This window comes from Gordonia sp. SGD-V-85 (assembly GCF_001456905.1).
GTDB lineage: Bacteria > Actinomycetota > Actinomycetes > Mycobacteriales > Mycobacteriaceae > Gordonia > Gordonia hongkongensis.
In genome coordinates this window covers 1-24,742 of the sequence record NZ_LNQO01000031.1, presented here as the reverse complement: position 1 = coordinate 24,742, position 24,742 = coordinate 1, and the positions used below count along the sequence as shown (strand labels likewise).

Below are 24,742 nucleotides of genomic sequence, written 5' to 3'. Positions count from 1 at the left end.
ACAGCGGACCGTCGGCGGGCCCGACGACGGTCCGCCGGGTCAGTTCCGGGCGACGGTCGGCGCCGAACCGGCAAGCGCGGCCTCGCCCAGCATGCGGCGGAACACCGGACCGGTCAGCGTCGCGATCGGGCGCTGCACTGCTCCGGCCAGGACGCGGACACCGACGTCGAGTGCTCGCGCGTCGAGGCCCACCGGAATGCGGTCCCGGCCGCTAAGGACGCCGTGCAGGATCGCCGCTGCCGCGGCATCGGGCCGCGTCCCGGGCAGGCGGCGGTTGAAACCCCGCGTCACGAAGTCCCGCACCCCGGGCGTCACGTACAGCGCGCGGGCGGCGATCTCGGTGTGCACGACGCCGGGATGAACACTGTGCACGCGGACGTCGGACCCTTCGGAGCGAAGCTGTAGCTGGATGGTCTCGGAGTACCCGCGCGCGGCGAACTTGGAGGCGGAGTACGCCGACTGCGTGGGGCAACCGAGAAATCCGAAGGCGCTGGAGGTGTTCACGATCGACCCGCCGCCGGCCGCCTGTAGATGCGGGAGGAAGGCCACGGTGCCGTTCACGACGCCGCCGAGGTTCACAGCCATGATCCGCCGCGCATAATCGTCGTCCTCCTCGAGAACGCCCGCCACCATCGTGATCCCGGCATTGTTGAACACCATGGCCGGCGGGCCGGACCGACCGATGACGGCGTCGGCATATGCGGTCATCGCATCGGCGTCGGACACATCGACCTCGTCGAGATGCACCCGGCCACCGGCGTCGCACAACCGCACCGTCTCCTGCGCGGCCGGAAGGTCGACATCGCTCAGGAACACCTCGACACCCGCACGATCGAATCGCCGCGCGAGTGCCCGGCCCATGCCCGCCCCGGCACCGGTGATCACCACCGGCCGCCCGGCGCAGCGCCGACGGAGCCGGCCATCGGAGACCTGCGGATGCCACAGCCGCGCGGGCGGAAACGCCTGGTCCATGCGCAGCGACCGCAGTTCAGACCAGTTCGTCACCCGTGCGGACTACCCGCTTGCCCCGGCGCTACACATCGCACAGAATCGCCGGGCACGGCTGCACCTCGACTCGCGCGTTCACCGCCCGCGTCCGTCGTCGGCGTTTACGGTCGGGGGCCGCGGGTAACCCGCGCACCGGACAGCGAGGCCCGGAGCACACCGGCCGGATGAGATCGATACGGACGAGGGGAGTCGACCGTTGAGTGTGTCGGATGCAGTGGTCGTCGGGGCCGGCCACAACGGGCTCATCGCCGCGATCCGGCTCGCCGATGCGGGCTGGGATGTCACCCTCCTCGAAGCGCAGCCCGAGGTCGGCGGCGCGGTCCGGAGCGCCGAGATCACCCCCGGATACGTCACCGACCTGTTCAGCGCCTTCTATCCACTCGCGGTGGCGTCGCCGGTCTTCGCCGACCTCGACCTCGCCGATCACGGTCTGGAGTGGAGCCGCGCACCGCTGGCCTTCGGCCACCCCGCCGGGCCCGACGACGTCAACGCGCCCGTCGTCTTCCCCGATGCCGCGGACACCGCCGCGCACCTGGCCACCTTCGACGAGCGTGACCGGCGCGCCTGGCTCGACCTGGTCAAGCAGTGGCAGCAACTCCGGCCCGCCATCCTCGACACCCTGTTCGGTCCGTTCCCCCCGGTCCGCGCGCTGTTGTCGCTCCTCCGCTCGCTCGGCACGGCCGACGCCCTGCGCCTGGCCCGGTTCCTGATCCTGCCGGCCGATCAGATGGTGCGTGAACTGTTCCACAGCGAGAAATCCGGTCTGCTCATCATCGGCAACTCCCTGCACGCCGACATCCCGCTCCACGCACCCGGTAGCGGGTTGATGGGGTATCTGCTGACCATGCTCGGCCAGGACACCGGTTATCCCGTACCCGTGGGCGGGGCGAGCGCGCTGCCCGCGGCCCTTCGACGACGCGCCGAGAGCGCCGGCGTGACCGTCGTCTGCGACACCCGCGTCACCCGGATCGACGTCCAGGGCGGGCGGGCCACCGGGGTCGTGGACAGTACCGGCCGCCGATGGCCGGCGAAGCGCGCCGTTCTCGCCGACGTGGCAGCGCCCACGCTCTACACCGAGCTGCTCTCGGCCGACGACGTGCCCGCGCGCGTCCTCGACGACCTGCGGACCTTCACCTGGGACACCCCGGTGGTCAAGGTGAACTATGCGCTGCGTGAGAAGATCCCATGGCGCAGTACCAATCTCAGCGGAGCCGGCACGATCCATCTCGGCGCCGACGCGCGCAACATCGCCTACGGGACCGCCGACATCGAAACCGGCCGTGTCCCGGAGCATCCGTTCCTACTCTTCGGCCAGATGACCACCGCGGACCCGGGCCGGTCCCCCGCGGGCACCGAAAGCGCTTGGTCCTACAGCCATCTCCCGCGCGGGGTGACCGACGACGAGGCGGCCCAGCTGCTGGCCCGCAGGATGGACGCCGTCCTCGAAGCCCACGCGCCCGGTGTCTCCGACCTCATCGTGGGCCGGCATGTCCAGACCCCGCACGACCTGCAGGCCGCCGACGCCAATCTCGTCCACGGGACTGTCAACGGCGGTACGGCACAACTGTTCCAGCAGTTGATCTTCCGTCCGACGCCGAACCTGCGCGGTGCGTCGACGCCGGTTGATCGCCTCTACCTGGCGGGGTCGGGTGCGCACCCCGGTGGCGGCGTCCACGGCGCCTGTGGCAACAATGCCGCGCGTGCGGCCCTCGCCTCAGACGGGTTCCGCGGATTCCCGCGAAGAGTGTTCGACCGCAACATCATCCGACGAATGACCAAGACCGACAACAACCACTGAACGGAGCAGCGGAGCATGAACCGAGTCGAACGTCATACGAGTGCCACACCGGCGCAGGTCTGGTCGGTGCTGTCCAATGGCTGGCTGTACGCCTCGTGGGTCGTCGGGGCCTCCCGCATCCGCAATGTCGACCACACATGGCCGCAACCCGGATCGAAGATCTATCACTCGGCGGGGGTGTGGCCGGCCCTGCTCAACGACGAGACGGAATCCGTCGAGTCGAAGGCCGGGCTTCTCGAATTGTCGGCCGCCGGGTGGCCTTTCGGTCGCGCACGGATCCGCATGACGATCGAGAAGGACGGTGACGGTTCCCTCATCGGCATGGAGGAGTTCGTGGAGACCCCGCCGCTGAGATGGATTCCGCCGACCATCCAGGAAACCGTCATGTCACCGCGCCTCAACGAATGCCTGAAACGGCTGGCGATGCTCGCCGAGAACCACGCGGGCTGAGAGGGTTGCAACCGGGTCGGTGCGGGTACGCCCTGTGGCATGACCACAGCACTCGCCATCAACTGCACCCTCAAACCCTCTCCTGCTGAATCGAGCAGTGAGCTCATCGCCCGACACATCCTGGACGCACTCGCCGAGCAGGGCGTGACCGGGGACATCGTCCGGGCGGTGGATTTCGACATCCGGCCGGGAGTCGAACGAGACATGGGCGACGGTGACGAGTGGCCCGCGCTCTTCGAACGGGTTGCGGCCGCCGACATCCTGGTGATCGCGACCCCGACGTGGCTGGGCCACATGTCCAGCGTCACCCAGCGTGTTCTCGAACGTCTCGATGCCGAGATCTCCGAGACCGACGACGCCGGCCGCCCCGGCATGCTGGGCAAGGTGGCGATGTGCGGTGTCGTCGGCAACGAGGACGGCGCCCACAAGATCATCGCCGACGTCTTCGGTGCGCTCAACGACATCGGGTTCACGATCCCCGGACAGGGCAACACCTACTGGAACGACGAGGCCATGGGCGGCCGAGACTACAAGGACCTCGATTCGGTTCCCGACCCCGTCGACTCCGCCACCCATGCCGCCGCCCGAAACGCGGCACACCTCGCTCGATTGTTGTCGCAGAACAGCTTTCCACCGTACGAATGAGCAAGATGTCCGCGGACGACCTTTGTCGACTCCCAGTCGCTGTCCGATGTCGTGCGGCTCAGGCCGTCTCGCCGTCCGCGAGATGACCGGCGTCCTCGGCAGCCTGGCGGCGTAGTCGCTCCCGGTATCCGTAGGTGGCCCGCAGGACGTCGTCGTAGCTGTCGGCACTGGAACCGAGGGCGCCGGCGAAGATCCCCATCGACGTCGCCAGCCATGCCAGGTACACGTAATTGCGCAGCCCCACCGGATATCCGAGCTGCGAGGCGAGGAAGTTCTCCTCGATGACGATGAGCGCCGCCGTCAGTGTCGCCAGGAACAGCCCGGCGTACAGCACCACCGCACTGAACACGACGGTGCACGCCGTCGCCATGTTGTAGAGGCGCGCAAGCGGTTTCGCGGTGACCGTCACCCGTTCCCACAGGCGATTGTTGACGATGAGCCACAGCGAGGCGAGCACCAACGACAGCAGGGTGATGGCGGCGAGACGCCACGCACTCAGCGCATTGGCCATCGACCAGATCGTGGAGAAGAAGATGCCGAACGACGCCGCTGCGGCGGCTGCGGCGGTCATGCCGGTGAGGGTCGGGATCAGCCGCCACGGCCGATTTCCCCGCACCATTCCGGCCATCAACTTCAGACGACGCGAATAACCCTCGGCGCATACGTATTCGGTGTCGCCGTCACCGATGACGACGATGCCGCGCTGCCGCTCGAACTCGCGCATGGACCCCTCCCCGGTCACCGCCTCGGCGATGGTCGAGATCAAGGTTCGCAGCGCTCGCCGGGGAGCGGGTCCGAGAGCTGGGAGCGAGACGACGGCGGCGTTGCGTTCGCGGTCGAGTTCGGCCAGCACCACAAGGTTTCGTGGGCTGCGATCGTTGCCGTCGGCGTCCCGCGGCTTGTACAGCCGCGGCATCTCGGTGACGAACACGATTACCTCGTCGGCCGAGTCATCCGTGCCCCAGACGGTCTCCAGATCACCGCGCGGCGTCATCTGCAGTGTGGTATCCCTCGTGACGGTGTGTCCGCGGTACTCCAGTGACAGCTCGTCGGCAATCTGCTCGAAGCGGTCCTCACCGCGCTCGATCAGAGCGGCCGGAAGCCCGTGTTCGGCGACGATCCGCAGCGCTACGGCGCGCCGCGGATCGTCGTTCTCGGTGGTCATGTGCGTCTCTGCCGTCATGATCAGGCGGGGCCTCAGTCCGGCGGCTCGGACTCCCCCGCCGCAGGAGAGTCCGGGTTGTCCTCGTCGTCGCGGGCGGTGGCGGCGGAGGGATCCACCTGCTCGTCCGTGTCGGGTTCGTCGACGGTCCGCTCCTCGAGTTCGTCGACCTTGCGTCGAGCATCATCCGGCGTCGCCTCGGGCGTGCCGGTTTCGGCTGGTTCCATGGGCAATTCCTCAGACATCAGATTCATCGATCCTTCGGTCGGTGTCTCGCGATGGAGCCTCTGTCGCATGTCCGGTTTCCCGGTGACGGCATGACGTAAACGCGATCACGCCCCGGTCGCGAGATGTGGATCGGCCACCGGCTTGGACTCGGCCGAACCGCGTTGACGTAGAACAACCGACAAGACGACGATCGCCGCCACCGCGATGAACTCGCTCTGCCAGTTCTGCATCGACTCGAACCAGAACTGCGAGGTGGCCAGGTACTGCCACACCGAGACCGCGCTCTCGCCGTGCTGTTGTTGCTCGTCGCTGTAGGCGCGCGCACCGCCCACGGCGTGCAGCGCGAACGAGGCGAAGAAAAGTGCGAAAAACGCGATGGTGAGCGAGTTCTGGTAAACGAACAGCACCGGCCCGCCGCGTCGCACCGGCCACGGTGCTGCGCGCATGTCGTCGGCGGCACGCGGGTCCGCGTCCTGCGGGGCAGGACCGTCGACGGGCTTCGATTCCGACGAACCCTTCTGATAGAGGAACGCGGTCAGCACCACGTACATCCCCATCTGCAGGAATTCCGATTCCCAGTTCTCGAAGGTCGCTTCGACGAACTCGCCCGTCGTCAGGTATCGCAGCACCGAGATCGGTGGCGAGCCGTGCGAGGCCTGCTCCGCGTTGTAGACGTGCCACCCCGAGACAATCATGCCGAGCAGGAACACGAGAAACAGACCGAAACACACGAGGAACAAACCGTTGTCGCGCAACAGCTCACGGCCTCGCCGGAGACCGCCCTCCCGTGTGGCCACCAGCACTCACCCCGTCTCAGTCGTCGGCGGACATCCTCGGCGCATAGCGAAGGACCGCTCCGATCCCGTCGCGCGGGGCAACGCGCTCGTCGATCCGGACCAGATCGGCGCCGGTGAGAACCGCCGCCACCGGCAGGGCCTCGTCGGCACGCAGCGTGCGTTCCGGGGCCAGGCCCAGCTCAGAGAGGTTCTCCGCCGTCGGCGCGATCGTGGCGAGGCCCCCCGCGGCGTCTCCGCCGTCGAAGACCGTCGCATCGCCGAGGTCGCCGATGATCAGCGTCTCGACCTCGCCGTTACGCAACGCCCCGCACACGGCCGTCAGTCCTTCGACCGCGAGGGCCGGGCGATGCCCGAGTCCTGCCTGCAGACTCTCCGCCGCGTCGGCCATCGTGCGATTCTGGCGCAGTTCGAGTTCGGTGGTCACCGCCTTGCGGACGTCGTCGTCGGCGATGCCGCTGTCCCGGGCGCCGAGTTGGAGGTCGACCAGTCGCTCGGCGAGCCGCTCGGGAGCCGTTGAACGCAGATCCGACATCGACGAGAGCTCACCGATCACGAACACGAGCTCGGGGTTGTCCGAGTCGACGATCGCGGTCAGCCGGTCGGCGATCTGACGAATGTTCTTGCGGTTCTGCTCGTCGCTGCGCTGCTGCGGGTCCCCGTACCCAGGCGATTCCGCACCGGCGGCGTGGTGGATCGGATAGCCTTCTCCCTCAACGCTTTCGCGCATCAACGAGGATCCGCCGGCTTCGAAGAGCTCGATGTCGGCGCCGGCGTGATCGACCGCGGCGATCACATGTCTCGGGGCACTCGTGCCGTGTTCGACCAGCGGAACCAGGTACGGCACCGGCGAATACCGTGCCACGGATGTGACCGGTGGCCGGATGAGATGGTCGTCGAGGAGGACGCCGTCGGGACCGGCGATCACCGCACGGCCACTGGGCCCGACGGCCGGCGTCCCGTCGAGCAGGACGTTGCCGATCGACTCGGCCACCGCCGCGTCGGCCCCCGCCGACTCGAGCTCCTCGCGCAGGGCTCGCCACCGCAGCTCCATAGTGTGAGCGGCGTCCTCGGTGTTGTGGGAGTCGTCGATGTAGATGGTGGCGAACGGACCGGTTGCAGTTGCCAGCTCGCGGAATCGGGTCGAAATCATGCGCGGCCTCCTTGCCTGTCGTCGGGGCACGTCGACTCTCTCGACGGGTGCCCACCGGATTCAGGCCGCAAACATGACGGCACACCCCTACAGCGTCGAGGTGTCGATCACGAAGCGGTAGCGCACATCCGATGCCACGACGCGGTCGTAGGCCTCGTTGATCCGGTCGGCGGAGATCACCTCGATCTCGGCGCCAATGCCGTGCTCGGCGCAGAAGTCGAGCATCTCCTGGGTCTGCGCGATGCCGCCGATCATCGAACCCGCGAAACTCCGCCGCTTGCCGATCAGCGCGCCGGCCGGGACCTCGATCGGGTGTTCGGGGAGACCGAGTTCCACGAGTGTGCCGTCGAGGGCGAGCATGCCCAGGTACTTGCCGATCGGAAGATTCGCCGACACGGTGTTCAGGATCAGGTCGAAGGTGCTGCGCAGTTCCCGGAAGGTCTGCGGATCGCTGGTCGCGTGATAGTGGTCGGCGCCGAGCCGCAGGCCGTCCTCCATCTTCTTCAGCGACTGCGAAAGCACCGTGACCTCGGCGCCCAGCGCGTGCGCGATCTTCACGCCGACGTGGCCGAGCCCGCCGAGTCCGACGATGGCGACCTTCTTGCCCGGTCCCGCACCCCAGTGCCGCAACGGCGAGTAGAGGGTGATGCCGGCACACAACAACGGTGCGGCCTCGTCGAGTGCGATGCCGTCGGGAATCCGCAGGACGTAGTTCTCGTCGACGACGATCGAGGTGCTGTAACCGCCGTGCGTCGGCGACCCGTCGCGTCCGACGGCGTTGTAGGTACCCACATTGCCCCGCTCGCAGTACTGCTCCTCGCCGAGCCGGCACGGTTCGCACTCACGGCACGAGTCGACGAAACAGCCCACGCCTACCCGATCACCGACGGCGTACCGGGTGACGCCCTCGCCGACGGCCGCGACCGTCCCGGCGATCTCGTGGCCGGGCACCACCGGGAACCTCGTCCCGCCCCACTCGTCGCGCGCCGTGTGGATGTCGGAATGACAGATGCCGGCGAACGCGATGTCGATCGACACGTCGTTCGGACCGAGATCGCGCCGTTCGATGGTGGTCGGTTCGAGCGGGCGATCGGCTGCCGGCGCGATGTAGGCGTTGACCGTGGTGGGCATGCAGAACTCCTCGGTGTGATGCGGGGTCGGGTGAAGCAGGGTCTGGCGAACTCCGGGCCCCACCGCTCCCTGAGGAGGCCCGGAGCTTGCGGACGGCCCCCACCGCTCCCTGAGGAGGCCCGGAGCTTGCGGAGGGCCGTCACGAAGGGTCTCGCGACGAACCCCACCGGGCACACCCCGTGAACGGAAGAGGCCCGAGCGAGACCAACGGACTGACACGAACAGATGCGGGCCGATGCATGTGTCCGATGTGGCCAGTGTGCCCGCCGACCCCGCCGCATCGCCATAACAGCACGTCGCAGGGCCGCGTAGGCGATCCGCCGTCGCCCTATGGCACTGGATTCGCCGCCGAAGATCGTTACAATGACCGACGGTGACGATCAACAGCTCAGTCGACGACGGTCAGCGCACGCAGTTGCACCCGGTGTCCCCGATCGCCGAGCTCACGCGATTCGGGACGACCACCGCTCACGCGGCTGCGGGCGTCGGACGCTTCGTCCTCCACACGGCAGGCGACGCCCTACGGGGTCGCCCACCCGGCGCCGCCCGCGTAGCGCACGAGATCCGGACCACGTTCGAACACCTGGGTCCGACCTATGTGAAGCTCGGCCAGCTCATCGCCTCGAGTCCCGGCGTCTTCTCCGAGTCGATGTCCACCGAGTTCGAATCACTCCTGGACCGCGTGAAACCCGCCGACCCCGCACTCATGCGTGCACAGTTCATCGCCGAACTGGGCCGGGCACCCGAGGAAGTCTTCGCCACCTTCGATCCGGTGCCCATCGCGTCGGCGTCGATCGCCCAGGTGCACACCGCGACCCTGCACGGCGGCGAGGAGGTGGTGGTCAAGATCCAGCGCCCGGGCATCGCCGACCGCCTGGCCCCGGACGTCGCGATCCTCGAGCGCCTGGCCGGCCTTGCCGAGATCTCCGAGTACGGGCGCATGCTCAGCGCGCGGCACGTGGTCGAGGACTTCGCGGCCGGCCTCGACGCCGAACTGGACTTCCGCATCGAGGCCGACACCATGCGCGAGTGGTTCGCCTGCCTGCAACCGGGCCCGTACGGCGACCGAGTCCGCGTGCCGCACGTCTACGACGACTTCACGACGCAGCGCGTGCTGACCATGGAACGAATCCACGCCATCCGCATCGACGACGTCGCGGCCGTACGCGCCGCAGGCCACGACGGAGTCGCGCTGTGCCGCAACCTTCTGCTGTCCCTGCTGGACTCGGCATTCCACGGCGGTTTGTTCCATGGGGACCTGCACGCCGGGAACGTCCTCGTCGACGACGCGGGCAAGCTGGTCCTCCTCGACTTCGGCATCGTCGGGCGATTCACCCCGCGCACCCGGCGCATACTCCGCCAGCTCGTCGTCGACCTCGTGGTCCGCGGGGACTACGAGTCCGCCGGCCGGGCGATCTTCCTCCTCGGCGCCGTCCACAAGCCGGGTTCGACGTCGCAGGGCGCGGAGGACATCAAGAAGGTGACGACTCCGCTGTCGACCACCGACCTCGGTTCGATGTCCTACACCGACCTCGGGCGGCAACTCGCCGCCGTCGCCAAGGCCCACGACGCACGGCTCCCGCGTGAACTCGTCCTCGTGGGTAAGCAGTTGCTGTACGTCGAGAAGTACACGAAACTGCTGGCGCCCCGGTGGAAGGCCATGTCCGACAAGGAGATCTACGGCTACATGGCCGGCATCCTGAAGGAGGCCGAACGCGATCGTCGAGCCGCCCAGGGCTGACTCCCCGCCGCGAATCCCGGCATGTCGGACCGACTGTGGCCAACTGTGGCAAACGCGACAGTTAGGGTGGGAGCGATTAGCTGATTCCAGGAGTCACACATGAGACGTTTTGTGCCGGCAGTGCTGGCCTTCTTCGGCGCTGCGTGTATCGCGGCGGCCATCGCCATACCGCTCTACCTCGTGCCGCAGTTGAAGGTGGTTCCGCTCGATCTGGACATCACCTCTGACGCGACCACGGTGGCGGCGGACGGTTCGACTGGAGAGCGCTTCCCGGCGGTGATCTTCGACCGCTGCTCGGTGTCCGAGGATCGTGCCCGCACTCTCGAGGCGCATCTCACCCAGCAGCGACGCTCGATCATCATCGAACCGTCGGACAGCCGCCAGGCGAGCCTGCAGTCGGCGCAGACCGTGCGCATCGACCGCCTGCGCGACGCCGAGGGAACCGAGACCGAACCCAGCTTCGCGGCTGCGGGCGAGACCCGCACCTGTGAGGACGGTCTGCTGACCGCGACCATCGACCGCGTGTCGGTGAACCGCAAGACCTCGGCACCCAACGGGGCGGTCAGCTCGCTGCAGCTCGAGGCGGTCCCCGAGGGCGGCAACGTCAATGACGTGTCGGTCGCCATCGACAACCGCACCGGATACCAGTACAAGTTCGGTTTCGACGTGCAGCAGCGCGACTACCCGTACTACGACCTCAACACCCGCCAGGACTGCGCGGCGAAGTTCGAGGGCGAGGAGACCATCGACGGGATCAACACGTATCACTTCGTGTGTGACGTCCCGGAGACCGATCTCTCCAACCTCCCCAACGCGCAGGGTGAAGCAGCTCTGGGCACGATGCTGACGATGCCTGCCCGCTGGTGGGGCATCACCGGGCGCGGAGTGCGGGCGAACGACCCGATCACGATGCACCGGTACGCCGCCGCGACCCGCCACGTGTGGGTCGAGCCGGAGACCGGGACCATCGTCGACGGTCGTGAGGACCAGCACCAGTACTTCAAGTCGCCCGACCAGAGCGACGCCACCCCGGAAGCGGTGCGCGAGTTCCGGATGGACGCCCTGAAGGGCACCTTCAAGTGGACCGACGACACCGTCTCCAACCAGGCGAGCAAGGCCAGCGGCTACGTCGACCAGCTGAAGGTCGGCGGCTTCTGGGTGCCGATCATCCTCGGCATCGTCGGGGTGATCCTGTTGATCGCCGCCGCGCTGCTGCTCTTCCGCGGACGCCGCGACGACAACCGGGTCGATGACACCCCGGCGCCGACGACACCGCCCGCCGACGAGCGCGACACCACGCTGATCAATCGCGACGCACCGCCGGCCGGTGCAGCACCCGCGAGCGCCAACCCGTGGGAGCGGCCGACCGAGCAGATCCCCAAGGTCGGTGACACGCCGCCGCCCGACGACTCGGCCACGCGCACCTTCCGCAAGCAGCCGCCGCCCGAATAGGCAGCGACGCAACGACCACCGCGGGCGCATCCGGTACCACCGGATGCGCCCGCGGTGTTGTGTTTGTGGTTAAGGGGCGGTGACACACTCCTCCGTAGGCCGGCCCACCCAAGTGACCTCGACGGACGCGCGGGCACGCTACGCGTGCACGAGCTGCTCGGCCAGCAGGGGTTGCGCGCGGCAGAGTGTCTTCCGCTCCCTGAGGAGCGCCCGGAGCTTGCGGAGGGCGCGGCCAACCCCGCTCCCTGAGGAGCGCCCGGAGCTTGCGGAGGGCGCGTCACGAAGGGTCGGCGACCGAGGTTGCGAAGACCCTTCGTGACGCTCGCAAGCTCGCTCCTCAGGGAGCAAGGGGTGACGCTCGCAAGCTCGCTCCTCAGGGAGCAAGGGGTGACGCTCGCAAGCTCGCTCCTCAGGGAGCAGAGGTCGGGCTCGCAAGCTCGCTCCTCAGGGAGCAGGGGGGGGGGTGAAGCTCGCTCCTCAGGGAGCAGGGGGTGACGCTCGCAAGCTCGCTCCTCAGGGAGCAGGGGGGTCCGCACGACAAGGGCCGGTGACCCGAAGGTCACCGGCCCTTGGCAGAGGGTCTGACTCAGAAGAAGGCGGGGCGGAAGGTCTTGGCCCACGACTCCTTGAAGGTGCTCTGCCAGTAGTCCCACCAGTGCGCACCGTCCGGGGTGATCCGGGTGGTGAGCTTGACGCCCGGGACGAGCGCGAGGCGGCCGATGTAGAGCTGGCTGGAGGTCGACGCGGCGACCTCGAGCGGGATCATCTGCGCGAACTTGACGGGGTCGAAGTTGGCGCTGGCCGGGTTGACCGACGAGTCGTACTTGCTGCCGACACCGCTACCGGACGAGACGTAGACGTTCTTGCCCGCCAGGTTGCCCGCGCTCAGGAACGGGTCGTTCTGGAACCAGGTGCCCGCGGGGTAGAAGCCCCACATGTTGAACGGGTTGCCGCCGACCTCCGCGACCGAGGCCATGATGCCCTGGGTGAAGCCCGGCATGGTGACCGTCGGGTAGCCGCTGTAGGACGCGACCGCCTTGTAGAAGTTCGGGTGGCGCGATGCGAGGTTCAGCGCCGAGGTGCCCGACATCGAGAGTCCGGCGATGCCGTTGCGACGGCTGTCGCTGCCGTGGCGCGCAGCCATGTACCGCGGCAGTTCGCGGGTCAGGAACGTCTCCCACTTGTTGACACCCAGCTTGGGATCGGGGGTCTGCCAGTCGGTGTAGAAGCTGCCTGCGCCACCGAACGGGATGGCGACGTTGGTGCCCTTGCCGGCCATGTAGCGGGCGACGTCGGTGTTGATCAGCCAGCCGCTGTTGTTGTTCGGGGCACGGAGTCCGTCGAGCAGGTACAGCGTCGGCTTGGGTCCGCCGCCGGCCGAGACGATGCACACGGGCACGGTCCGGTTCATGGCGTTCGAGCGGACGTACTCGACATTGCAACCGTTGGCCGCGGAGGCCTCCGGCGGAGCTGCGACCAGCGTCGCACCCGACACGGCCACGAGAGCCACGAGTCCGGCGACGAGGCGCTTACGGGCGCGTGTCAGCATTCGTCAGTTTTCCTTTGGATCACCACGGCCGGAGCCGGCCGCTTGCGGGTCTTGCCTACCGGGTACTACTGCGGGCTTGCATACGGAGTCGTACGTAGGGGGATTGTATTGGTCCCCCCGGGCAGCGGTACCCGTCGTGCTGAAGTGTAACGGCACGATAACGCCTCGGCAAAGGCGAGAGCGAGTCCTGTGATGACATCTTTTGGTGGTGCACGTCACAGCACTCGCCGTTGAACAGCTCATTTCGTACATAGGCGGCGCATGTGGCGAATTCTTCATCTGTTCGGGCCACACATCCTCGATCTTCCCGTTACCGGTTTGCCCGGGCAACGGTGACCGTCCGATTCTCCGGTGACGGGCCGGGCGCCCGGGCCGGCCGAGGCCATCGACGTCAAGTCCGCTCGGCCCGCTCCCCGAACAACTAGGGTCGGGACGTGCACATGGACGAGTATCTGTCCGCGGACGCGACCACCCTGGCCGGTCACGTGGCCTCCGGCGAGGTGACCGCCGCCGAACTCCTCGACCTCGCACGAGCCCGCGCAGACGCGGTCAATCCGTCGCTCAACGCCATCGTGATCCGCATGGACGCCGAAGCCGACGCCCGCGTCCGCAGTGACCTCACCGGGCCTTTCGCCGGCGTCCCGTTCCTCATCAAGGACCTCGCGCAGGACTACCGCGGGTATCCGACGACCCGCGGCTCGCGCGCCCTCGCCACGCACATCGCCCGTGAACACTCCTTTGGCGTGCGCCGGTTCCTCGACGCCGGCCTCGTCGTCTTCGGGAAGACGAACACCCCCGAGTTCGGCGCGAAGGCCATCACCGAACCCACCCTCTGGGGACCGGCGCGCAACCCCTGGGACCTCGACGTGACGCCCGGGGGATCATCGGGCGGCAGTGCGGCCGCGGTGGCCGCCGGGATCGTGCCGGCGGCCGGGGCGAGCGACGGCGGCGGTTCCATTCGCATCCCGGCCGCGTGTACCGGGTTGTTCGGGCTCAAGAGCTCGCGTGGCCTGATGCCGTTCGGTCCGCAGACCGGTGAACCGCTGTTCGGGATGGGCGTCGAAGGTGTGGTGACCCGGACCGTCCGCGATGCCGCCGCACTGTACGACGCCCTGATCGGACCGACGCCGTCGTCGACCTACCCGGCGCCGCTGCACACCGAGACCTACAGCGCCCGGATCGCGACCCCGCCCCGGTTGCTGCGGATCGGGTACACCACGACCTCTGCGATCAACGCGAATCCGCACCCGGAGGCCGTCGCCGCGGTCGAGCACGCGGCGTCGACCCTGACCGATCTGGGCCACCAGGTCGAGGAGGTCGATCCGCCGCACGACGACGCCGCCCTCGCCCGCGACTTCCTCGACATCTGGTTCGCCAAGTGCGCCGCCCAGGTCGACGAGGTCCGACGCCTCACCGGCGCTCCCGACTCCCACTTCGAGGCCGACACCCTGACGCTGGCGGAACTGGGCCGGGCCGCCGGCGTCGTCCCGCTGTTCACCGCGCTCGACCACATCAACGACCACGTCCTGGCCCTCGACCGCTTCCATCAGACCCACGACCTGCTGCTGACGCCCACCCTCGCGGTACCGCCGCCGCGGGTCGGGTCGATGACCACGCCGCCGGTCCTGCAGCGGGCATCGCGGGTGGCCGCCCGCGCGCGGTCCGGCCGTGCGATCTCCCGCTTGGGGATCGTCGACAAGCTCATCTACGAGAGCCTCGGCTGGGTGCCGTACACGCAGCTCGCCAACCTTACGGGCCGGCCGGCGATGAGCGTGCCGCTGCACTGGACCGATGCCGGCCTCCCGCTCGGCGTGCAGTTCGTCGGCCGACTCGGCGCCGACGGCGATCTCCTCGCCCTCGCTGCGGGCCTCGAAGCCGCCGCGCCGTGGTTCCACCGGTACGCCGACATCGCGCTGTAGTACGGGGCTAATCTCGTCTGCGAATGCACATGTCCCGGGACCGGCCCGGTCATTTTGGCGGTGTGAGGAGATGCGGTGGCGGAGCACGGGGCCGACGCGGTGGTCGTCGGTGCGGGACTGGCGGGTCTCGTGGCGACATACGAACTCACCAAGGCCGGACGCCGCGTCGTCGTGGTCGACCAGGAGAATCGCAACAACCTTGGCGCGCAGGCATTCTGGTCGCTGGGCGGGTTGTTCATGGTGGACACGCCGGAGCAGCGTCGGCTGGGCATCAAAGACTCCGCGGATCTCGCCCTGCAGGACTGGATGGGGTCGGCCGGTTTCGACCGTGACGACGAGGACTACTGGCCGCGTCAGTGGGCCCGCGCCTACGTGGACTTCGCCGCCACCGAGAAACGGCAGTACCTCCACGACCTCGGGTTGCGCATCACCCCGATCGTCGGGTGGGCCGAACGCGGCGGCGGGTTCGCCGACGGCCACGGCAACTCCGTGCCCCGCTTCCACCTCACCTGGGGAACCGGACCCGAGGTCGTGCGGGTCTTCGCCGAGCCGGTCCTGGAGGCGGAGAAGCGCGGGCTCGTCGAGTTCCGGTTCCGGCACCGCGTCGACGAGCTCATCGTCGACGACGACGGCGCCGCCGTCGGCGTGCGGGGTGTCACGCTCGCCCCGACCGACGCCGAACGCGGCCAGGCGTCGAACCGGGATGTGGTGGGCGACTTCGAGATCCGTGCCGGGTCGGTCATCGTCACCTCGGGCGGCATCGGCCACAATCACGACCTGATCCGCAAGAACTGGCCCGTCGAGCGTCTCGGCCCCGCGCCGGAGACGATGATCTCGGGCGTCCCGGCGCACGTCGACGGCCGGATGCTGGAGATCAGCGAGACCGCCGGCGCGAACATCGTCAACCGTGACCGGATGTGGCATTACACCGAGGGCATCCACAACTGGGACCCGATCTGGCCCGACCACGCGATCCGCATCATCCCCGGCCCGTCCTCGCTGTGGCTCGACGCCAACGGCAACCGCCTCGCACCGCCGAACTTCCCCGGCTTCGACACCATCTCGACGATGAAGGCGATCCTGGCGGCCGGTCACGACTACTCGTGGTTCGTCCTCACCCAGACGATCGTGGAGAAGGAGTTCATGCTGTCGGGTTCGGAGCAGAACCCCGACATCACCGCGAAGGACGTCAAGCTGGCCGCGAAGAGCCGGCTGGCGAAGGGCGCCGCGGGACCGGTCGACGCCTTCGTGCGCAACGGCGTCGACTTCGTGGTCGCCGACAACCTCCCGGAACTGGTCGCCGGGATGAACAAGATCGCCCGCGGCCCCGAACTCGACCTCGCACACCTCGAACGCATCATCTCCGCACGCGACGCCGAGATCGGCAACAAGTTCTCCAAGGACGCGCAGCTGATGGCGATCACCAATGCCCGACAGTTCGTCGGCGACAAGATCGTTCGGGTCGCCAAGCCGCATCGACTGCTCGATCCCGAACACGGCCCGCTGATCGCGGTCCGGCTCAACATCCTGACCCGCAAGACCCTGGGCGGGCTCGAGACCAATCTCGACTCCCAGGTCCTGCGGCCGGACGGCACCGCCTTCGACGGCCTGTTCGCCGCCGGCGAGGTCGCGGGCTTCGGCGGCGGTGGCGTCCACGGGTACAACGCACTCGAGGGGACGTTCCTCGGCGGATGCATCTTCTCCGGCCGCGCCGCCGGCCGGGCGGTGGCGCGGGCCACAACGCGCCGCTGACCCGTCACCGGTCAGCGTCGAAAAGGGTTGCCTGCCCTATACATTCGCGGCACGATCTGCTGCCCCACGGTTGGTACGCATGGGCTAGTGTGTTCAGCGTGCCGGTGCCCCAGACGATCCTGACGCGGAAGACGAAGTCGGCGATCTTCCTCGTCTTCACCATCAACGACGGCGGTGAAGACGCGGTTCGCGCTGCGCTGGAAGACATCCCCGGCCTGAACAACGCGGTGTCCTCGCGGGCTCCCGAGGCGGCACTGGCCGGGATCGTGTCGATCGGCTCCGCGGCGTGGGACCGCCTGTTCACCGGCCCTCGACCCCGCTCGTTGCGGCCGTTCGTCCCCTACGAGGGCGAGGTCCACACCGCCCCGGCGACGCCCGCCGATCTGCTCGTGCACATCAAGTCCGACGACATGGGCCTGTGCTATGAACTCGGCGCCAAGATCACCGAAGCATTCGGGGACGCGGTCACCGTCGTCGACGAAGTGCACGGGTTCCGCTACTTCGACCTGCGCGACCTCATCGGCTTCGTCGACGGCACCGAGAACCCGATCGGACAGGCGGCGATCGACGCGATCACGGTCGGCGGGGAGGACCCCGACTTCGAGGGCGGCAGCTACGTCGCCATCCAGCGTTACGTACACGACCTGTCGTCGTGGAAGGACCTGAGCACCGAGGAGCAGGAAGCCGCGATCGGGCGGACCAAGCTCGACAACGTCGAGATGGCCGACGACGTGAAGCCCCCGAACTCCCACATCGCGCTGAACGTCGTCGAGGACGAGAACGGCGAGGAGATCGACGTCGTGCGGGACAACATGCCGTACGGCGACGTCTCGGGTGCCGGTGTCAACGGCACGTTCTACATCGCCTACTCGGCAGCGCCCGACGTCACCGAGGAGATGCTGCGCAAGATGTTCATCGGCGACCCACCCGGCACCTACGACCGCCTCCTCGACTTCACCACCGCGGTCACCGGGGCCCAGTTCTTCACCCCAACACTCGACTTCCTTGAAGACCTGCCACCCGCGCCCGACGCCGCACCCACGGCTTCCCCCGCCCCGACGACACGTTCCGACGGCTCGCTCGGCATCGGTTCACTGCACTGACGACACCCTTTCGACCACCGCACCAGGAGGACACCATGAACAACCTGCATCGCGAACTCGCACCGATCTCCGACGCGGCCTGGGCGGAGATCGAAGAGGAGGCGACCCGCTCCTTCAAGCGCAACGTCGCGGGCCGTCGCCTCGTCGACGTGACCGGGCCGCTCGGCTCCGACACCGCATCGGTGACGCTCGGACATCGCACCAAGATCGACTCACCGTCGCAGGGGATCACTGCCTTCCAACGGCGCACCCAGTCGCTGGTGGAACTCAAGGTCCCGTTCACGGTGTCCCGCGAGGCCATCGACGACGTCGACCGCGGCGCCAAGGACTCCGACTGGGACCCGGTCGTGGAGGCCGCGCGCGAACTCGCGCTCGCCGAGGACCGGGCGATCTTCGAGGGTTACGCCGCAGCGTCGATCACCGGTATCCGCGCCGAGGCCGCCGCCACCCCGATCCCGCTGCCCGCCGACGTGCGCGACTACCCGGAGGCGGTCAGCCAGGCGCTGAGCACACTGCGTCTGGCGTCGGTCGACGGTCCGTACGCGGTGGCCCTCTCGGCCGAGGCCTACACCCAGGTCAACGAGACGTCGAACCACGGCTACCCGATCCTCGAACACATCCAGCGTCTGTTCACCGGCGACATCGTGTGGGCGCCCGCGATCAGCGGCGCGTTCGTGATGAGCACCCGCGGCGGCGACTTCGAACTGACCATCGGCCAGGACGTGTCGATCGGCTACGACTCACACGACGCCGACGTGGTGAACCTGTACTTCCAGGAGTCGTTCACCTTCCTCACCCACACCGCCGAGGCAGCCGTCGCGCTGACCGAGCCGCCGACCGTCTGAGCAGCCGCCCGCGGTCCCCGCCTGCGCGGATTACCGGTGGGCAGATACTCGGCGGCGTCCGTTGCGAGCGGCAACTAGTCTGGCGCAGGTGATCGCAGTGAACTCCGGCCGGCTCTCGCTCCCGGCGCCTACCGTTGCCTTCGGCCCGCTCGCTTCGCTCCCGGCGCCTAGATGCTGACCCGACTCGTCCGCACCTACCTCTCCCGGTACCGCATCAACGTCGCGCTCGTCATCGTGCTGCAACTGCTGGCGACCATCGCGATGCTGTACCTGCCGAGCCTCAACGCCGACATCATCGACAACGGCGTCGCCCGCGGGGACACCGGTTACATCCTGCGCATCGGCGGCTGGATGTTACTGGTGAGCGTCGCCCAGATCATCGTGACGGTGACCGCGCAGTACTTCGGCGCGCGCGCCGCCCTCGGGGTCGGGCGCGACATCCGGGGCGACCTCCTGCATCGGGTGAACTCGTTCTCCGCACGCGAGGTCGGCACGTTCGGCGCGCCGTCACTGATCACCCGCACCACCAACGACGTCCAGCAGGTGCAGCTACTCATCGTGATGAGCAGCGCGATCCTGGTGATGGCGCCGATCATGTGTATCGGCGGGATCGTCATGGGCGTCCGGGAGGCGCCGGCCCTGTCCTGGGTCATCGCCATCGCGGTGCCCATCCTCGGGGTGTCGATGGGGGCCATCATCGCGAAGATGATCCCCGGCTTCCGCGCGATGCAGGAACGGATCGACAACGTCAACCGCGTCCTGCGCGAGCAGATCACCGGCATCCGGGTTGTGCGGGCGTTCGTGCGAGAAGACTACGAACGCAAGCGTTTCGCTGTCGCCAACGACCACCTCGCCGACGCGACCCTGCACGTCGGCCGGTTGATGGCCCTGATGTTCCCGGTCGTCATGGTGATCACCAACGTCACCATCGTCGCGGTGATCTGGTTCGGGGGGCACGCGGTCTCCGACGGTTCGCTGGAGATCGGCGCACTGACCGCGGTGATGAGCTACGTGATGCAGATCCTGATGTCGGTGATGATGGCGTCGTTCCTGGCGATGATGGCCCCGCGCGCGGCGGTCTGCGCTGAACGCATCTCCGAGGTCCTCGCCACCGACACCTCGGTCCATCCGCCGACTGAACCGGTCGGTTTCGCCACCCACCCCGGTACGGTGGAGTTCGATGCCGCCGAGTTCCGCTATCCCGGCGCCGACGACCCGGTGTTGAGCGGCATCGACTTCCGCGTCGAGCCGGGCACCACGACCGCGATCGTCGGCTCGACGGGGTCGGGCAAGACCACCCTCGTCGGGCTGGTGCCGCGGCTGATCGACACGACCTCCGGCACGGTCCGGGTCGGCGGTACCGACGTCAAGCGGCTCGATCCCGACGAGCTCCGGTCGGTCGTCGGTCTGGTGCCCCAGCGGCCGTACCTGTTCTCGGGAACCATCCGCTCGAACCTGCTGCACGGTAAGGCCGACGCCACTGACGACGAGATCTGGGAGGCGCTGCGCATCGCGCAGGCGGAGGACTTCGTGTCCGCGATGCCCGACGGTCTGGACACCAAGGTGTCCCAGGGCGGGACGACCGTCTCCGGCGGGCAGCGGCAGCGCCTGGCGATCGCACGCGCCCTCATCCGGCGGCCCGCGATCTACCTCTTCGACGACTCGTTCTCCGCGCTCGACCTGACCACCGATGCGCGGCTGCGCGCCGCACTGCGCCCCGCCACCCGCGACGCCGCGGTCATCGTCGTGGCGCAACGCATCTCGACCATCGTCGACGCCGAGCAGATCGTCGTGCTCGATCGCGGCCGGGTCGTCGGGCTCGGTACCCACGACGAGCTGCGGCAGTCGTGCCCGACCTACGCCGAGATCGTCGAATCGCAGATGGCGATGGAGGAGCGCTCATGACCCGGCCCGGAGGCCCGCCGATGGCGGCCGGACCCGAATCCAAGCCTCGCTCGTTCTGGCCGTCGGTCAAACGCGTTGTCGCACAACTTGCGTCGTATCGACTGCTGATGTCGATCACGCTCGCGTCGCTGGTCGGCTCGGTGGTGCTGATCGCGATCGCGCCCCGCGTGCTGGGGTACGCCACCGACCTCGTCTTCGACGGCGTGATCGGCCGCACCCTGCCCGAGGGGCTCACCAAGGAGCAGGCGGTGGCCGGTCTCCGCGAGAGCGGTGACGACACGTTCGCCGACATGGTCTCGTCGATGAACGTGACCCCCGGCGTCGGAGTGGATTTCGGCGCCGTGGGGCGCGTGCTGCTGATCACCCTCGTGCTGTACGTGGTGTCCTCGGCGCTCGCCTGGCTCGCCGGGTACCTGCTCAACATCGTCGTCGTCGGCACCATCCGCCGGCTCCGCGACGACGTCGAGGCCAAGGTGCATCGCCTGCCGCTGCGCTACTACGACACGATGCCGCGCGGCGAGCTGTTGAGCCGGGTGACCAACGATCTCGACAACCTGTCGCAGAGCATGCAACAGACCATCTCCCAGTTCGCCAACTCGGTGCTGACGGTGATCGCGCTGCTGATCATGATGATCTGGATCTCGCCGCTGCTGGCGCTCATCGCGGTGGCCACGGTGCCGCTGGCGATCATCGCGACCGGCATCATCGCGAAGCGTTCGAAGCCGCACTTCTCGGCCCAGTGGTCGTCGACGGGCGCGCTCAATGCTCAGGTCGAGGAGGCCTTCACCGGGCATGAGCTGGTGACCGCCTTCGGCCGTCAGCGCGAGATCGAGGCGACCTTCGACGAACGCAACGAGAAACTGTACGAGTCGAGTTGGCGCGCGCAGTTCATCTCCGGCGTCATCATGCCGACGATCATGTTCCTGGGGAACCTCAACTACGTGGCGGTCGCGGTCGTCGGTGGTCTGCGCGTGGCGTCGGGCTCGCTGAGTCTCGGTGAGGTGCAGGCGTTCATCCAGTACTCGCGCCAGTTCACGCAGCCGCTGACGCAGATCGGTTCGATGATCAACCTGATGCAGAGCGGTGTCGCCTCCGCCGAGCGGATCTTCGACATCCTGGACGCCGACGAGCAGTCGCCCGACGCCGCGAATCCGAAGACGCCCGCCGAGGACAAGGGACTCATCGAGTTCGACGACGTCTCCTTCCGGTACGTCGAGGACAAGCCGCTGATCGAGAATCTCAGCCTGGTCGCACGCCCCGGGCACATGGTCGCGATCGTCGGCCCGACCGGCGCGGGCAAGACCACCCTGGTCAACCTGATCATGCGGTTCTACGACGTCGATTCCGGCGTCATCCGGGTCGACGGCGTCGACTCCACGGACATGACGCGCGACGACCTGCGCGAACGTACCGGCATGGTGCTACAGGACTCGTGGCTCTTCGGCGGCACGATCTACGACAACATCGCCTACGGCGACCCCACCGCCTCGCGAGAGGAGGTGCTCGACGCCGCCCGGATGAGTCACGTCCACCACTTCGTGCGGACACTCCCCGACGGCTATGACACCGTGCTCGACGACGAGGGCGGTGGCGTCAGTGCCGGTGAGCGGCAGCTCATCACGATCGCGCGGGCCTTCCTCGCCCGGCCCACGATCCTCATCCTCGACGAGGCGACGAGTTCCGTCGACACCCGCACCGAGCTGCTCATCCAGAAGGCGATGGCCAATCTGCGGTCGGATCGCACGAGTTTCGTCATCGCGCACCGGCTCTCCACGGTGCGCGACGCCGACGTCATCGTCGTCATGGAAGACGGGCACATCGTCGAGCAGGGCAACCACGACGAACTGCTCGCGGCCCGCGGCGCCTACTGCCGGCTGTACGAAAGCCAGTTCACCGGGGCCATCGAGGCGGGCTGAGACCCTAATGGGGGTGGATCGGCTTCTCTTTGGAGGGGATGCTGGTCCGTGTGAGCCTTCCCGGTCGGTGACCACTGCTGGACCCTGAAACGGTGTTCGGATTCCTACACGAAGACCGTGGCCCGGCCGGGTGAGGATCACCCGCTAGAACGCTTCTGGGATGTCGTGCCCCCTGAACTTGTGGGTGAGCACTGATCCATTAGGCCGCGTCAGGGTGATCACCCGAAGGTTCACACCGACGATCGTCGAAACGGACTGAAAGACGAGGTGAACGACTGTCATGATCTTTGTGGGCAACGACTGGGCGTCAGATCATCACGACGTGTGCGTGATGGATGAACACGGCACCACCCTGGCCGCCCGCCGACTACCCGAGAACGCGGCCGGCGTGACGGCGATGCATGAACTGATCGCCAGGTTCGCCCACGACCCGACTGAGGTGGTGATCGGTATCGAAACCGATCACGGCATGTGGGTCGCCGCCCTCGTCGCCGCGGGCTATCAGGTGTTCGCGATCAATCCGTTGTCGGTGTCGCGGTACCGCGACCGCCACCATGTCGGGGGCACCAAATCCGATAAGGCTGATGCGAAAACGCTGGCTGATCTGGTGCGCACCGACCGGCACAATCATCGCCTCGTCGCCGCCGACACCGTCGCCGCTGAGGCGATCACGGTGATGGCCCGCACCCATCAGAATCTGGTGTGGGCGCGCTCAGCACAACAGAATGTGCTGCGCGCTCAACTCGGCGCCTACTATCCGGCCGCGGTCGATGCCTTCGGCGACGACCTCGCCCACAAAGACTGCCTGGCGGTGTTGCGGCGCGCCCCGACCCCCCGCCAGGGGGCGGCCCTGACAGTCGCGGCGATCCGGTCGGCTTTGAAAAAGGGTGGCCGCCAACGCAATATCGACCATCGTGCCCGCGAGATCCAGCAGGCCCTACGCGGAGGCGGTCACCTGAACGCGCCCGAGGCGCTCACCGCCGCCTATGCCGCGACCGTGACCGCGACCGTGGGAATGTTGGCCGCTCTCACCACCCAGATCGATCAACTGGAAACCACTATGGCCCAGTCTTTTAGAGCGCATCCGGACGCCGAGATCTACCTGTCCATGCCCGGAGTCGGTGACATCACCGGCGCCCGGATGCTCGGCGAGTTCGGGGATGACCCCGAACGCTATGCCACCGCCAAGTCTCGCAGAAACTACGCCGGCACCTCACCACGGACCATCGCTTCGGGCAAAGGCCACGTCGTGCTGGCCCGCCATATCCGCAACACCCGACTCAACGCCGCCGCCATGTGCATGGCCCAAGGCGCGTTAACCGGCAGTCCCGGCGCCCGCGCCTACTACGACAGCCTCAAAGATCAGAAGAAATCCCACACCCAAGCCCTGCGTGCGGTCGCCAACCGGCTCGTCGGCATCCTCCACGGCTGCCTGGCCCACCGCACCCTCTACAACGAACACACCGCCTGGGGCCACCGCACCCACCTCGCCGCTTGACACCTTGCACCCCTGGGATGTCTTCGTGACGCTCGCAAGCTCGCTCCTCAGGGAGCACAAGAAGGCTCGCTTCGCTCGCACCTCAGCCTGAATCCGTGGAAGGAGTTCAGGTGGGGTGGGTTGGGGCGCGTGATCGCCTGATTGTGTTGTGGGCGTGCGGTATTCGCTGACCTGTGTCAGCTTTTTCACTGGGGTTCCTTAGTGGTGGGTGGGCGGGTGTGGTTGGTAGGTCAGGTGGTGTTGACCGCGGCCCACAACGCGGTGAACGCGTGTTGGGTTGGCCAGTGTCGGGGTAGGTGCAGCACCGGTGTTCGTGCTGGTCGCGCTAGTCGGGCGGGTACCGCGATGAGTGTGCGGCGCAGCGTTGCGCCCCGCGCGGCCCGCAGTTTGGGGGTGTTGGTGAGTGCGGCGAGGGTGCGCATCAGGTTGTGGCTGATCGCGGTCAGTGCCAGCCAGGCGGCGTTGGCACCGAACCGTCCGGAGGGCAGATGGGCCAGCGGTCCGTCGATGAGGTCGGCGAACACGGTTTCGATGATGGCGTGGCGGCGGTGGGTGAGGTCGGCGGTGACGGTGTCGTCGGTGGTGTTGGTGAAAAACGAGTGGTACCGCCAGGCGGGCATCAGGGTGTCGGTGCCGGCGGGGTGGTGGGCTGTGACCCGACGCACGATCAGGCGGGCGGTGACCGGCTGGGTG

General features: G+C 67.8%; 20 protein-coding genes. 12 read left to right on the top strand and 8 right to left on the bottom strand.

Annotation, left to right across the window (positions count from 1 at the left end; translation table 11 throughout):
• Positions 1 to 39: 39 nt before the first annotated feature.
• Positions 40 to 1,005 carry an SDR family NAD(P)-dependent oxidoreductase gene (locus AS181_RS23155; RefSeq protein WP_442902810.1) on the bottom strand — a complete coding sequence of 322 codons (966 nt, stop codon included), beginning with the start codon at positions 1,003 to 1,005 and terminating at the stop codon, positions 40 to 42.
• A gap of 199 nt (positions 1,006 to 1,204) precedes the next feature.
• On the opposite strand from AS181_RS23155, the gene AS181_RS23150 reads away from it, so the two are divergent.
• Genes AS181_RS23150 through AS181_RS23140 form a run of 3 tightly spaced genes read left to right on the top strand, consistent with a single transcriptional unit; the run spans position 1,205 to position 3,901 of the window.
• On the top strand, positions 1,205 to 2,806 hold the full coding sequence (locus AS181_RS23150) for a phytoene desaturase family protein (protein WP_058253795.1): 1,602 nt from the start codon (positions 1,205 to 1,207) through the stop codon (positions 2,804 to 2,806).
• Between the two features lie 15 nt (positions 2,807 to 2,821).
• Positions 2,822 to 3,256, top strand: a complete 435-nt coding sequence (locus AS181_RS23145; protein ID WP_058253794.1) for an SRPBCC family protein — start codon at positions 2,822 to 2,824, stop codon at positions 3,254 to 3,256.
• A 39-nt stretch (positions 3,257 to 3,295) separates the two neighbouring features.
• Positions 3,296 to 3,901: a flavodoxin family protein gene (locus tag AS181_RS23140; protein WP_058253793.1), complete on the top strand. Its 606-nt coding sequence runs from the start codon at positions 3,296 to 3,298 to the stop codon at positions 3,899 to 3,901.
• Positions 3,902 to 3,959: 58 nt separating this feature from the next.
• On the opposite strand, the gene AS181_RS23135 is transcribed toward AS181_RS23140, so the two are convergent.
• The 5 genes from AS181_RS23135 to AS181_RS23115 all read right to left on the bottom strand — a co-directional run bounded on the left by AS181_RS23135 (position 3,960) and on the right by AS181_RS23115 (position 8,369).
• A complete protein-coding gene (locus AS181_RS23135; RefSeq protein ID WP_058253815.1) occupies positions 3,960 to 5,066 on the bottom strand; it encodes a hypothetical protein in 1,107 nt (368 codons plus the stop codon).
• Between the two features lie 32 nt (positions 5,067 to 5,098).
• On the bottom strand, positions 5,099 to 5,308 hold the full coding sequence (locus tag AS181_RS23130; protein ID WP_058253814.1) for a hypothetical protein: 210 nt from the start codon (positions 5,306 to 5,308) through the stop codon (positions 5,099 to 5,101).
• A gap of 87 nt (positions 5,309 to 5,395) precedes the next feature.
• Positions 5,396 to 6,088: a DUF6766 family protein gene (locus AS181_RS23125; RefSeq protein WP_058253813.1), complete on the bottom strand. Its 693-nt coding sequence runs from the start codon at positions 6,086 to 6,088 to the stop codon at positions 5,396 to 5,398.
• A gap of 16 nt (positions 6,089 to 6,104) precedes the next feature.
• The gene (locus AS181_RS23120; protein WP_058253792.1) at positions 6,105 to 7,238 is read right to left on the bottom strand and encodes an Rv2629 family ribosome hibernation factor; all 1,134 of its coding nucleotides are present in this window, start codon (positions 7,236 to 7,238) and stop codon (positions 6,105 to 6,107) included.
• Positions 7,239 to 7,325: 87 nt separating this feature from the next.
• Complete coding sequence (locus AS181_RS23115; protein ID WP_058253791.1) at positions 7,326 to 8,369, bottom strand: NAD(P)-dependent alcohol dehydrogenase; 1,044 nt, start codon at positions 8,367 to 8,369, stop codon at positions 7,326 to 7,328.
• Positions 8,370 to 8,742: 373 nt separating this feature from the next.
• On the opposite strand from AS181_RS23115, the gene AS181_RS23110 reads away from it, so the two are divergent.
• Positions 8,743 to 10,110 (top strand): ABC1 kinase family protein, encoded by a 1,368-nt coding sequence (locus AS181_RS23110; RefSeq protein WP_058253790.1) that lies wholly within the window; start codon positions 8,743 to 8,745, stop codon positions 10,108 to 10,110.
• Positions 10,111 to 10,209: 99 nt separating this feature from the next.
• Complete coding sequence (locus AS181_RS23105) at positions 10,210 to 11,562, top strand: DUF3068 domain-containing protein (RefSeq protein ID WP_058253789.1); 1,353 nt, start codon at positions 10,210 to 10,212, stop codon at positions 11,560 to 11,562.
• A 586-nt stretch (positions 11,563 to 12,148) separates the two neighbouring features.
• Here AS181_RS23105 and AS181_RS23100 read toward each other — a convergent pair.
• Entirely contained in the window at positions 12,149 to 13,111 is a 963-nt protein-coding gene (locus AS181_RS23100; protein ID WP_058253788.1) for an alpha/beta hydrolase, read from the bottom strand.
• 440 nt (positions 13,112 to 13,551) lie between these two features.
• Here AS181_RS23100 and AS181_RS23095 point away from each other — a divergent pair, with 440 nt between their 5' ends.
• The 7 genes from AS181_RS23095 (at position 13,552) to AS181_RS23065 (ending at position 24,049) form a co-directional block, all read left to right on the top strand.
• Positions 13,552 to 15,030 carry an amidase gene (locus AS181_RS23095; protein WP_058253787.1) on the top strand — a complete coding sequence of 493 codons (1,479 nt, stop codon included), beginning with the start codon at positions 13,552 to 13,554 and terminating at the stop codon, positions 15,028 to 15,030.
• Positions 15,031 to 15,105: 75 nt separating this feature from the next.
• Positions 15,106 to 16,782, top strand: coding sequence for an FAD-binding dehydrogenase (locus AS181_RS23090; protein ID WP_058253786.1), 1,677 nt, complete (start codon positions 15,106 to 15,108; stop codon positions 16,780 to 16,782).
• Positions 16,783 to 16,880: 98 nt separating this feature from the next.
• Positions 16,881 to 17,885 carry a Dyp-type peroxidase gene (locus tag AS181_RS23085; protein WP_058253812.1) on the top strand — a complete coding sequence of 335 codons (1,005 nt, stop codon included), beginning with the start codon at positions 16,881 to 16,883 and terminating at the stop codon, positions 17,883 to 17,885.
• 35 nt (positions 17,886 to 17,920) lie between these two features.
• The gene (locus tag AS181_RS23080; RefSeq protein WP_058253785.1) at positions 17,921 to 18,730 is read left to right on the top strand and encodes a family 1 encapsulin nanocompartment shell protein; all 810 of its coding nucleotides are present in this window, start codon (positions 17,921 to 17,923) and stop codon (positions 18,728 to 18,730) included.
• A gap of 171 nt (positions 18,731 to 18,901) precedes the next feature.
• Positions 18,902 to 20,635 carry an ABC transporter ATP-binding protein gene (locus AS181_RS23075; RefSeq protein WP_058253784.1) on the top strand — a complete coding sequence of 578 codons (1,734 nt, stop codon included), beginning with the start codon at positions 18,902 to 18,904 and terminating at the stop codon, positions 20,633 to 20,635.
• Entirely contained in the window at positions 20,632 to 22,551 is a 1,920-nt protein-coding gene (locus tag AS181_RS23070) for an ABC transporter ATP-binding protein (protein WP_058253783.1), read from the top strand. The genes AS181_RS23075 and AS181_RS23070 overlap by 4 nt, the downstream gene beginning before the upstream one ends.
• Positions 22,552 to 22,831: 280 nt before the next feature.
• On the top strand, positions 22,832 to 24,049 hold the full coding sequence (locus AS181_RS23065) for an IS110 family transposase (RefSeq protein ID WP_058253782.1): 1,218 nt from the start codon (positions 22,832 to 22,834) through the stop codon (positions 24,047 to 24,049).
• Positions 24,050 to 24,279: 230 nt separating this feature from the next.
• On the opposite strand, the gene AS181_RS23060 is transcribed toward AS181_RS23065, so the two are convergent.
• Positions 24,280 to 24,742: transposase (locus AS181_RS23060; protein ID WP_175404388.1), on the bottom strand; the 463-nt coding region annotated here is incomplete at its 5' end.